Consider the following 12484-nt stretch of genomic DNA (forward strand, 5'->3'; position numbering starts at 1 on the left):
ATGAAGAGCCCTATTGCTCACTATTCCTTTTTAGCTACATTACTCCTATACTCAACAATATCTTCCTTACTTTATAATTCTTTCGACATGATTTACGAAATCCCTTCAAATGTTGAAATGAATACACTTTAGGCCATCATGACAACGAAAAAGGAGGCGCCTAAAGAACCGGATGCAGTTCAAAAGGCACCTCCTTATCTATGGGTAAATTCCTTACACCACCGCGGATCGTAAAGATCGTTAGTGGTCATGTCTATTACCCTGATATCCTGTATCGCGGCCAGTTCACCGCTGGGGCTGTTAAATATATTCCGGACTATAACAAGTTTCCATCACGGTCTGGGCCTCAGACAGCGTCAGGTTCTCCCTCGGCTGAGGGACAGAAATAATGAAGGATTTGCCGCCGGGTTGGAATTGGCAACCTCTTTATTATTCATTAAAATCTAAATCCTCCTCATATTCTATCACTACATCGTGCCCTTTTTGTAGTTGGTGTCTAGCCTTGCGGTTTTTTACCGTATCAAAAATAATTGAAAAATCATAATCCTCAGGATAAAGTTCGCTGGCAGGAATGAAAAGCTTAAGCCGCTTGTGATTAATAAGCTGCTTCTTATCTTTTATCTGCACTCCAAGCTCGCCTTTTTCATTTGTCTTCTTGTAAATAACACCAAGCAATTTTTGAGGGTAAACCCTTACACAGTCACCTATATTAAAGCTTTCGCTCCGTGAGAGTGCTTTTTCCTTCGGAATTTCTTTTTGAATTTTGGTGTTGGAAACAGTATTTATCTTAGGATTATCCTCATCAAACAGAATTGTTGGTATATCTCTTGACACAGTGGATCTGCCGCCATATGCTTCCTCTTGTGCTCGCTTCAGCATTCGCCCCGGAAATCCTAATCTTTGGGCAATGTATAAGGCACAACTTTCTCCGGCCTCGCCAATTTGCAGCTTGTATAAAGGCTGTAAGTTTTCGCGGTCAAACTCCATTCGTGCATTCATAAGTCCTTTTGTGTTCTTGGCAAAATCCTTTATTTCCGGGTAATGGGTGGTCGCCACGAAGAGACAGCCTCTCTGATTTAATTCTTCTAAAATTGCAATTGCCAGTCCCATTCCCTCAGCAGGGTCTGTGCCGGAGCCTAACTCATCAAGCAAAACAAGACTTTCGCTGGTTACCCCTTTTAGAATATCTACAATATTTTTGATATGGGATGAAAAGGTGGAGAGATTTTCGGAAATACTCTGCCCATCACCGATATCGCAGAAAATGTTGTTGTGCATAGAAAATACACTGTCAGGAGAAACAGGAACATGAAGACCACTTTGTGCCATCATTGACAGTAAGCCAATGGTTTTTAAGGCAACGGTTTTACCGCCTGTATTTGGCCCAGTAATCACAACACCGTTAACAGCGTTATCACGAAGATCACCTCTGATTTCAAAATCAAGAGGAACGCATAGGTCTGGCTTCAATAAAGGGTGTCTCCCCTGCTTTATGATGATTTTTCGTTCCGTTGTGATGGACACAGGAACTGCTTTCATCTCTACTGATAGCTTTGCCTTGGCAAATGTAACATCCAATGTTTCCATGCAGTCCTTGTTGATTCTCAACTCATTAATATGCTCATCAACAAGTACGGTAAGGGTATATAATATTTTTCTAATCTCATTATCTTCTTCAATTTCTAAAATGCCCAATTCCTCCTGCAGCTTTCTAACTGCTGTAGGCTCAATAAAACAGGTGCCGCCTGTGCTTGAAGTATCAATAACTGTTCCGCTCAACTGATTTTTATAGCCCTTTTTAACCGGCAATACAAACCGGCCATTACGGATAGTGACATATCCATCTGTGAACCATTCTTTTTTACTGCGAAGTATACCCTCAAGCTTCATTTTAACGGCAGATTTTGTGTTCTCTATTTTTCTGCGTATATCACGAAGGGCAGGAGAAGCATCATCGTCAACCGTTTCATTTCTGATACAGCGCTCAATTTCCTCAAAAAGCATATCAAGCGGACTAAAAGAATGACCATAAAACGCTATGTCCGCATTGAAAGCTTCAGCCTTTTTAAGATATTTTTTCATCCTTTTGCATGAAGAAATAAAACCACAGATACTTGTGAGCTGTTCCGGGGTCAGCATAGAGCCTTTCACAGTTAAATCTAATATCTTATCAAGCTCTTTCATTGATGCCAAGGGCGGCGTGCCTATGCCCTCTAAAATTTTGCGCGCCTCTGTTGTTTCCTGCATTTTGGATTTGCACTCTCGCTCACTTAAAAATGGCTTTAGTGAGAGCAATTTTTCTTTTGCCTTTTGAGAAAGTGCGTGATCGGTTAAAGCTTCAAGTATACTATTAAATTCCAGTGTCTTGTTTGCGTTCATAAAAAATCCTCCTTATAGCAATGAAAATGCCCACATGAGAGATCACCTTATTTTTAGGATGATTTAACTCCCAAAAATACGCAGAATACTCCTGTGGGCAACGATTTAACTGACGTAAAAATCGCATAACTATATTGAGAAAATAAATAGAGTGTAACAGGACATGCCCGTTACACTCTACAAAACTATACGATAATTATCGCAAGTCTCAATGTCAGCTTTGTTGACCTTATCGACAAAGGTTGACACTGCTATAACTCAAATGGTTATTGTAGGAAGTAATCTGTAAGGCGTTATCCAAAAGCGCAAAAGCTGCGCTTTCAGAAAGGCACCCTTGAAAAAGCAGGTTTAACACCCACGTTTTACAAAGTAACCTCTCTCAACTGTTTAGTTGAAAATCACCATTACAGACACATTTAACAAAAAAACCATCCTCTCATTTTCAGGTATAACTTATATTATTACATTTCTGTGGCAAATGTCAATTATCGTTGATCATTGGGCTATGTCCCTTGCAGGGGCGCCAATGAAGACAACGAAAAAGGAGGCGCCTAAAGAACTGGATGCAGTTCAAAAGGCACCTCCTTATCTATGGGTAAATTCCTTACACCACCGGCGGATCGTAAAGATCGTTAGTGGTCATGTCTATTACCCGGATATCCTGTATCGCGGCCAGTTCACCACTGGGGCTGTTAAAGATATTCCGGGCTATAACCGTTTCCATCACGGTCTGGGCCTCAGATAGCGTCAGGTTCTCCCTCGGCTGAGGGACGGAAATAATGAAGGATTTGCCGCCGGTGGTAAGAAAAGTTAGCTTTAACACCTTGCTGGTAATAATCGCTATTTTAATCACCTCCAAAAATTTACCCTCAATTATTCATCAATAAGCTCCCAGTTCTTGCTGAGCAGCACATTCAGCAGCGGATACTGGCTCAGACTTGACAGAGCCGCTGCAACATCATAGATGTCTTGACTCGTTGCTGTAGGCTTCACATAGTTCAGGCTTCTTTTCCGGGTCACCGGTCCGCCTGCCGGTGTAGTACCGGTTTGGTATTTTGTTGACAATATCGAATCCAAAGTTATCTCTGTCACCGCCATAGTTTATCCCTCCCTTCAGACAAGCAGAGGTTGTTCGCGCTTGTCTTTCTATACTATGAGAAAGATTGACCACCGGTTACAGGTTTGGGCCAAAAGAGGGGTACTTCCCTAAATTAGGGAGCCTGACGACTGAGCTTGGCACACTCTTAAGCCTGGGAGCATATCCTATAAGTGAGATTAGCCCCAAGGAGTGTGTATACATGACTGATACAATAGGTACAGTAACTGATGTCGGCAGCGAACGCACGCCTAATGTCATCGCAGCTGAAATTAACATGATCAAATTTCAGGCTGAGAGGGTCTATCTTGCCGCCGCCGTCGAGATCGGAAGGCGGCTGACGGAGGCTAAGGCCTTGCTCAAGCATGGAGAATGGGGCAAGTGGCTGGAGGAGTCCGTGGATTTCTCTCAGAGCAGGGCCAATAAAATGATGCGTATCTTCAAAGAGTACGGAGCCGGACAGCTTTCCTCCTCAAATTCGGATTTTAATCCGAATTTAAACTACAGCCAGGCGGTGCTTCTTTTAGGTATCCCAAAAGAGGAACGGGCGCAGTTCATCGTGGATATGGATGTGGAAGGTATGACCATCCAGGAACTGCGGCAGGCGGTAAGTGAACGAACTCAGGCCTTGCAGGAAAAGGACCAGGCCCTGGAGGTTAACGCGGACCTCCAGAAAACAGTGGAAGACCAAAGCTGTATCATCGCCGGGCTGACTGAAGAGCTGGACAATCTGAAGTCCCAATTGGAGAACGCCAAGACATCCAAAGCCGAACTCGCTAAAACGACCAGGCATCTGAAGGATTCCCTAGAATCCCTCCAACAAAGCTCATCCGCCAAGGGCTACGAGAGGATGAAAAGGAACTTCACTAATACGTCCCTCAAGGTCAGGGCTAACCATATCGCTTTCCTCTGTGAAAGCCTGGATGAAACCATTAAGGAAGTGAAGCATAAACTGCTCCAAATCGCTCCCAATGACAAGGAGACGTATATCATTTATAAGAATAAAGTTTATGATCTGCTGAAAATGTGGCTTAAGGACGAGACGTGGAGCAGGCAAGCTCGCCCCGGCGGAGATGCTCAGTAAGGAATGGTGGATGATGAAGAGAAACTATGTTTTCCCAGCCATTATTGAGCGGGATAAAACAAGCGGCAAATATACGGTTGTTTTTCCGGACCTGCCGGGCTGTGCCATCGAAGGGGAGGATTTCATCCAGGCCTATTACTGGGCCGGGCCCAGGCTGGGGTTTCATTTATATATGATGGACAGAGATTATGAGCACATCCCCGATGCTTCGGATACTTCAAACTGGGAAATCGCGGCTGACGCTGTCGTTGTTCAGGTAGCAGCCAATCTGCAGGAGTACCAGCGCATGTACGGCCCCAAATTCGCCAGAAAAGCCATCGGGTTTCCCAGCTGGCTCTTCCAATTAGGGAAAAAAGGCAGGCCGATTTCCGCGCAGGAGATTCGGGAGGTATTGAGGGAGAAGCTGGGGATTGACACCCTGCCTGAAAACTCTCAATAACCACCGCACTATTCAATCCTATCCTTCGGAAGGCCAGCAGTTCTCAAGGTATATATGGATCAGCCTTTTCAGATACCCCTCCCCCTCTACTTCAGAATATCCGACTATCGTAAGCACATAAGAATTATTCCATTCGTTCTATACTCTCTTGAACTATTGATACCATACTATCCTCTGCACCGAGACTAAAGTTAAATATAATACCTTGCCCTCCACCAGCACCGATTGCTGAAATAAAAATATCGCTGCCATGACCTACTAAGTAAGGCTTAAACTTGCTCTGTTTCCGTTTCTCATAAAATATTTATCATAAACTCGAACAGCTAGCTTTGTATCTCCGGAAGTGTAGTTACTTTCATCGACTAAATTCATTGATATTCCACTATTGAGAATATCGTTTTGCAAACGGTTGACCACTTCCCCATCCAGGGCTATCCCGGAGCAATCTATTCGTACTCCAAAAACTCATCGAAACTTGTCGTTTTCGCGAAGGGTACTCCCAATATGTTCCGCCGAGTATTACCTATATGTGAGCCGGTTGCATATTTTACAATCTATGGATATAATATTAAATAAGGACTGACGTGTTGCTAGCACGCCAGCCCGGCTGATTGTCTAACCGAACGGTTAGCCGGATTTACAGGCTATAAGAAATAACCGCAAACCTAGTCGGGGGCGGTTATTTCTTTTTCATGATCATAACAACGAGTGTAGCAAATGCAATCATGAGTAAACCGTCAGCATATTGAACATGAATATTATTTTCCTCATCATACCGTACAAGCCAATTGACACCGCCGCTCTATATTACTATTTATTCGCAATCACTTGGTCAATCAGCTTCAAAAGATAATCCGGAAAATTATCTGTGTCATTATTAATAGATGCGAGCCGCCTTTTCATTTTTCCCCAACCTCTTCGGTTTATCTCGGCTTAAATATCAATCAAAATATTATATTGTCATTTTCACGAAATCGTTGACACATATAAATGTAATATGGTAAAATATAAATTTTTATTTTATCTAACCCCATGATATACTAAGAAGATAGTCTGGAGGTAGGTGGAATTATGTTTAACGTAGGCGACAAAATTTTTTATCCGGTTCATGGAACTTGCATTATCGAAGCGGTTGCAGAAAAAGAGATTTTAGGGGAAAGAAAACTCTGCTACATTTTGAATATTCCTCAGGAAAAATTACATGTTATGATTCCTATGGACAAAGCTGTCAATATAGGGATACGTCAGGTCGTTAAACCTGAGATATTAGAAAATGTACTCAGTAGTTTTAACCTTGGAAATACTGACCCAATTATCTTTGAAAATCAACGATGGTGCAAAGATATTAATAAAAAGAAATTTAAAAGTGGTGACATTTATAAAGGTGCGGAAATTATTCGTGATTTAACACGTAAGGGCCAAAAAAATAAACTTGATGCAAATGACACAAACATGTTGAATAATGCACGTCAGGTTTTTGTCAGTGAGATTATGGAGGTAAAGGGCCTAGAAGAAAAACTGGCGATTCGTTTATTGGATGAAGTGTTGAATTCCTGACAAGAATTCTACGCAGAAAAGGGTTTTCTTTATAAAAGTAATCCAGCACCTGGAATTCAGCAAAAGAGTGACCACTCGCAAGTTGGTCACTCTTTTGCTTTGAACCACTAGCCTTTTAAGCCGTGTAAAAAATCATCTGAAGCTCCTCTTTCTTGTACCCACATAAATCAAGAATACTATAGGTCATGCGGATCGTTCTCACAACGTTAGAGGTGCTGAAGACATACATACCATTCGATAACTTCTCAAGTTTTACATAGTCAGGAAATTTTGAGCTATCATAAGAAAAACGCTGTTTTCGACATGGATATAAAGAATCAAGCTTATTAATAATATCCGGGCATAAAATCAGCAATTCTTCTAACACACTGGTTAAAATATTGGAGACTGTGTGTGGATGTATGATTTTATCCCGGAACTTGACTTGGGAAGGAATATTTCTACCTAAACGCCTGACCAAGGGAATGGTAGTGCCCTCTAGTTTCGTTTCTAATTGAACATCGTCGCTAATATCCGGACTAATGTCTGACTCAATACCCCACTCACGCCGAATTTCAGCAGCACGTCTAAAAACTTCCGTCTCTGGACACTCAGTTGATTGTATCGCAACCTCATCGTTCTTCATCCCTGCGGCTGGGATTTCCAGTGCTTGAAGCCGTTCAAAGACAGGCCTCATAGCTCCTTCAGGATCTCTAAAGAACTCACTGCCCCTGATACGGACAAAGCGCCAGCCAAGGCGTTCCAAGATAGCCTGACGTGCCATGTCTTCACCAAGGTTTTCTAAGGTATGATAACGATCACCGTCACATTCTATTGCCAGGCGTTTACCATTGCCTTCAACAACCATATCGATTCTAAAGGCTCCAACCGGCCACTGAGGTATAACGCGGTACCCCCTATGAACCAATTGCCTTAAAACCTGGCGTTCAAATTCAGACTCGGTCTTGGTTTCCTGCTGTTCAATCGCTTTTGTCACGGCATAGGGATCCTGAGCATGTTTAATCAGATCCCTTCGAATATCTCCCGCTTTCAAATCCAGATCCGGATCAAGGGAATAGACAACCCATAACTGATCACGTGCTCGGCTTGCTGCAACATTGAATCGTTTCTTATACATATCATGGGCGCCTTCACGCCTGAGAGTCAGTGGGCCCTGCCCAGTCGGCGCGTCGACAACAGACAGGAAAATGACATCACGTTCATCCCCTTGGAAATTGGCTGGATTGCCGCACTGAATGCGTCGTCTGATATATTCTGAGGGCGATAAATTTGTTTGCAAGAGGCGATCGATCAACATGGCTTGTTCTTCTCCGACCAGAGAAATCACCCCCAGTGAGGCGTCCTTATAGAGGGGGTTTTCGGTACAAGCAAGGATTAACGAAACAATGGTCTGAGCTTCTTTCTCATTGGTCTTACCCCGAGAAGTCCCTCCCTCGACTCGATACGCGACGGTAAAGGGTTTAAGATTAACTTCACTTTCATCACGCAAGGGCTTAATTTTTCCATTATAGGATAAGAAGTTACTGAATTGAATGATTGGCGATACACAACGGAAATGTTCTCGTAAGCAAATCGGATCAAAGGTTGTCATGCCTAAATTATAAATTGAGAACAAGCCGTCGTAGAGCTGGCTGTTAGGGATACCTGGCAAATGTTCATCAATTAGCTTCTGGATTTCATCTTGATTTTGTCCAACGCCTACGGGACTAACCTGCTCGTGGTCACCTACGATCACGACTTGGCTTCCTAGATATAAGGTGGTTAAGGCCATGGCATCTGCCTGACTAGCTTCGTCGACGATGACCACGTCAAAGCGGTTGGTCTTCGGATTAAAATTATCGATGACGCGGTTTAAGGGCATAATCCAGACAGGCACCGCCGATTGACAGATAGGCATTAGTTTACGCGCTTCCGCCAGGAACCGTGGCACGCGTTTCCCTTTCCCCTTGCCAATACGGTGCATGATTTCTTTCCAGCCCTGAAGTGCTTGACGTTGGGTTAGTGTCGTCCGTCTTACTTGAGCTGCCCAAGACTTTTTCTCAACGAGTATGGCCGTTGTTTGACGCAGGTCGTTAGAAAGTTGTGTGATACGTGCCTGTAATTCCTCCATTGAGGTCTTTCCCCGTTGTTCTAACTCGCCCTGCAGTTGACACCATAACCAGGCGTCTGTGGGATTGCCGGGAATTCTGCCTTGCCCATGTAAATCGGCTCGTGATCGGAGAGCACTTGACCAATTAGGCGCTGCCAACTCCAGTTTTGCCAACAGCTTTTTGCGCAGTTCAATATCCTGACGTCTGGAAGTAAGCTCGATCAAACGCTGATAGGCTTGGGTATAGCTGGAAGGACTTAGACTGGAGAGAGCGTCATAAAGGAAAGAAACCACTGCAGCCTGGCTCTCCGGGTTCTCTGCAAACTTAACTGGAGCCTTTAACTCCTCAAGTTTGTTCTGTAATTGTACTTTATGGCAATAGGTGGCATGGGCAATCAGCAGCGGAGATAGTTCACTCTTAACCAGATCGTGAATCCTAAGCAAACGACCGTACTCACCACCACGAATCGGGACATTAGTCAGGAAAAGCTCCCACTCGAAACCAAAGCGTATCAGTTCCTCTAAGAGGGGATTCCATTGGGTCGGTGCCCAATCAAGACCTTGCCGGAGGGCATAAACTAACTGCTGACAGACATTTTCGGGAGTGCTCCCTAGTTCTTCACGACCGGGCCCACCTAAGACGGCAACCTGCCGTTGCCAGCGTTCAACAAGTTTAGTTCTGGCCTTGGTCAACTCAAGGGCACCCCTAAGAGCCTCAAAATCCTTTTTCTCTGAAGGGGGCCTGCCTTCAACACACGCATTTTCAATAAAAATCTTCCATTGCCGTTTCGTCCAAAGTTTAAAGCTCGTGAGCTTAGTACTTTGCTCAAAGAAATCCAGAATTTCGGCGAGAACCTTTTCCATCTCTTCAAAACTCATATGACTTGGCAAAGCAGGGCCCAATTCAAGCAAGAGTTCTTTGGCCTCCAGCGCTTGCCTGGACACTTTTTCAACCTGATTTATGAGGTTTTCCCAGGAGTCACGAGCTGCGCCGCCATCTAATCCTGCCGCAAGAACATCGAGACGCCATTGCTCCTGGGTATTCAGAACTTCGACAGCCTTAAGCAGTCGTTCACTCAAATTCTCCAGATCCTTTGGATTCGTAGGTCGGTCATTGGAAGACCACAGTTCAGGACGATCAGCAAGCTCTACACTATCCACAGTTTTTTTCTCAGCCGCAAACTGCTCAAATTCTGCAGGCGTTGGCAAATGCTCCAGCACAGGTAATGCGGTATTAAGTTCCCGTTCGTCATCCGGACTCAAACTGACGTTCGTCCGGTATAATTCTGCAAATTCAAGAGCTGATAGTGGTAAGGGCACCCCTAAGACAACCGGACCCGGAATCCAGTTATTAATATCTTGCGTTTCTTTTACCAGACGGGCAGCTTCTGAGGGGGCGTACTCTTTGCCATCCACTACGATGGAGCGATATTCATCCTGGCGAGCCAAAAGTAATTTATGCCGGGTTTCTCTTAACCGTCGGATAAGCTCCAGCCGCTGAGTCTGCAATTGTTCAGTTTCCCGTTCTAAGACGTCCGCATTAGACGTTGAAAGCCGCTCCATGATTGCATCAATCGCCCGATCCATTTGGTCCCGGCTATCATCACTAATCTGACTGATGCATAGGGGCTGAAGTGGTTCAACGACCTTTTCACGCAGAACTTGCAAGGCCTTTGATGAATGACTGGTGACCAAAATACTTTTTCCTTGAGCCAATAAATGCCCAATCAGATTGGCAATCGTATGGGTTTTACCGGTCCCAGGAGGGCCTTGAACCAAAACAGCACCGTGTCGATCCAAGCGTTGGGCAATTTGTAATTGTTCGCCATTGGCTTCTTTGCTGAGCAGAATAATTTCATCTTCTCCGTTAGGGTCTATGCCAGTCGGCGTTCCCCCTCCATCCACATCCCTTGATTTTTCAGTTACAATACCCACGATGTTTTTCAGAAAATCCGGCACATCGTCACGTTCCGGCAAATCTTCAATGATGGCTTCAAGGGCCTGGCTATAACCAAGTGTCCTTTTGCGCAAAAACAACAAAGGATTGCGCTGAATCGTTGGAATTTCCCGCTTATTTTTCGAGTTCGAGGTGGTTAGCTCACCGTAGGGAGAAAGTTGAATGACTAAGCGCTTAAGGAACTCGGACGTGTCATCCCCACCCAGTGGATGCCAGCCACCATGATCTAAATCTTCTTGTAAAGTATTCATCGCCTTGGCAGTTACATCAGGAATAAGGCGTAGTAACGCGCTATAAAGCTCAGTTGGTTTGTCCCCTTCAGACACTGTAAATTCGGGCAGAGCGGAGTCGAATTCAATGCGCAGCCGAAGCAACAGTATCGGATGATTGAGACTTCCGGCTGAGCTGTCCGGCCAATCTAAAAGGCCATCACCCAAGACAAGTTCGACCTGCTCAGACTCACGTTCCAGGCGGGAATAAAGGTCGTAAAGTTTCGTAAAGATGGCCATTGCTTGACGGGCCGGGCGCTCCTTACGAACCCAGGTCTGGAGTTTCGGAGACCATTCGTTAAGAAGTCTGGGACGTTCGGGGTCGTCCTCGAAACGTATGGTTATTATTTTCTCTGGCTCGAGGAGAGTTTTCTTGGTCTGAATTATGTTTTCACTAGTTTGCCAATCCGCTGTCAGCCAAGGAACAAGCTCAGCCGGCGGAGCCGGTTTGTTATTACTCCCCTCAGCGTTCTCTGAGCCCTTTGTTTTCAGCCACTTTTCCCATTTTTCTGTCCACTCCGTATATAGTCTCTCACGAATTGGATCTTCTTCAAAGCGAATTGTTCTGGCAGCGATTTTCTCTTGCTTTTGGGGGATAATTTTAACAGCCCCCTCAACCTCTTGCCACCCCTTCTCCAGCCAAGAAAGCAGGCGCACCGGCGGAGCGGGAGGGTCAGAAAGTTCAGGGCGTCCTACCTTTAAGATAAAGTCGTCAGCCGGACTTTCATCTTCTATGGCATAACCCGCTGCATTCCCACAACGGATTGCTGAATGCTCCGGCAGATCTTTAAACCACAGTAACCACGGTTGTGCATTAATATCCATAGGTACGGGGTTTTTAAGCTGGTCAAGGGCCTGGAGATAACGGAATACTTGGAGAAGAAGCCTTTTATCCTGTTCAAGATTCTCAGTATTATTCAAAGAAATGCATCACCCAACCAATAGATTTGACTCAGAGAGCCATAGTTTTTTATCTACTCAAAGAATACTTTTATGTTCAAGTATAAATCGTTAACACTAATTTTATTTCTCATAAGGTATTTTTCGACAAGATTATGGGGTAATCCTTTTTCATTCTCTATGAAGTCATCTTGGCTCATGAAAGGCTGTATATATAACTCTTAACGGATGAAAGTATGTAAGGTTCTCCAGCTTTACCCTATGTGAGCTGGTTTCATATTTTACAATCCATGGGTATAATATTATAAAAGGACTGACGTGTTGCAATCACGCCAGCCCGGCAGGTTGTCTAACCGAAGGGTTAGCCCGAATTAGAGGTTATAAGAAATAACCGCCATCCTGGCTGTGGGGCGGTTATTTCTTTTCATGATCATAACAACGAGTGTAGCATATGCAATCATGAGATACATCGCCTCAACCATTGAGATCATCCTGCCACCCCCTTTCTAAAAGGGTGTGGCTAACTCCAGGGCTCAGGCCGCCTCATAACACGAGTCGGCCTGATTTGTTCCTCACAGTGATGCGTATTTGAAAAATTCGATCTCGATTCAAAGCCTCATTCATCTTCTTACTTAACTCACCATCTTTCTCTATAATATTAATATTCAAAAGCATAACTCTATACCCTTTTTAAACTTTCGGTCCAAAGTGGCT

Annotated in this window: 7 protein-coding genes and 2 pseudogenes; 3 read left to right on the top strand and 6 right to left on the bottom strand. The window is 44.4% G+C overall.

From position 1 onward, the window contains the following. Window positions 1–194: 194 nt before the first annotated feature. From DESOR_RS28360 to DESOR_RS20650, 4 genes and pseudogenes are all read right to left on the bottom strand, one after another. Window positions 195–390: pseudogene (locus tag DESOR_RS28360) on the bottom strand (DUF2922 domain-containing protein). A 39-nt stretch (window positions 391–429) separates the two neighbouring features. After that, a complete protein-coding gene (locus tag DESOR_RS20640) occupies window positions 430–2379 on the bottom strand; it encodes an endonuclease MutS2 (RefSeq protein ID WP_014186534.1) in 1950 nt (649 codons plus the stop codon). Window positions 2380–2983: 604 nt separating this feature from the next. After that, window positions 2984–3232 (bottom strand): DUF2922 domain-containing protein, encoded by a 249-nt coding sequence (locus DESOR_RS20645; RefSeq protein ID WP_081468596.1) that lies wholly within the window; start codon window positions 3230–3232, stop codon window positions 2984–2986. Window positions 3233–3252: 20 nt separating this feature from the next. Continuing rightward, on the bottom strand, window positions 3253–3477 hold the full coding sequence (locus DESOR_RS20650) for a DUF1659 domain-containing protein (RefSeq protein WP_014186536.1): 225 nt from the start codon (window positions 3475–3477) through the stop codon (window positions 3253–3255). Window positions 3478–3677: 200 nt separating this feature from the next. On the opposite strand from DESOR_RS20650, the gene DESOR_RS20655 reads away from it, so the two are divergent. Both DESOR_RS20655 and DESOR_RS20660 read left to right on the top strand, forming a co-directional pair. Then, window positions 3678–4559 carry a DUF3102 domain-containing protein gene (locus DESOR_RS20655; RefSeq protein ID WP_014186537.1) on the top strand — a complete coding sequence of 294 codons (882 nt, stop codon included), beginning with the start codon at window positions 3678–3680 and terminating at the stop codon, window positions 4557–4559. After that, window positions 4549–4998 carry a type II toxin-antitoxin system HicB family antitoxin gene (locus tag DESOR_RS20660; protein WP_242832372.1) on the top strand — a complete coding sequence of 150 codons (450 nt, stop codon included), beginning with the start codon at window positions 4549–4551 and terminating at the stop codon, window positions 4996–4998. Before DESOR_RS20655 ends, DESOR_RS20660 begins: the two co-directional genes overlap by 11 nt. A 124-nt stretch (window positions 4999–5122) precedes the next feature. Here the strand turns inward: DESOR_RS20660 and DESOR_RS30430 are convergent. Next, window positions 5123–5415 (bottom strand): annotated as a pseudogene (locus DESOR_RS30430) (DUF6054 family protein). A gap of 654 nt (window positions 5416–6069) precedes the next feature. On the opposite strand from DESOR_RS30430, the gene DESOR_RS20665 reads away from it, so the two are divergent. Then, window positions 6070–6555: a CarD family transcriptional regulator gene (locus tag DESOR_RS20665; protein ID WP_014186540.1), complete on the top strand. Its 486-nt coding sequence runs from the start codon at window positions 6070–6072 to the stop codon at window positions 6553–6555. A 115-nt stretch (window positions 6556–6670) separates the two neighbouring features. Here DESOR_RS20665 and DESOR_RS20670 read toward each other — a convergent pair whose 3' ends face one another. Beyond that, entirely contained in the window at window positions 6671–11791 is a 5121-nt protein-coding gene (locus DESOR_RS20670) for an AAA domain-containing protein (RefSeq protein ID WP_014186541.1), read from the bottom strand. Window positions 11792–12484: the final 693 nt, after the last annotated feature.

It is taken from the genome of Desulfosporosinus orientis DSM 765, from assembly GCF_000235605.1.
Lineage (GTDB): Bacteria > Bacillota > Desulfitobacteriia > Desulfitobacteriales > Desulfitobacteriaceae > Desulfosporosinus > Desulfosporosinus orientis.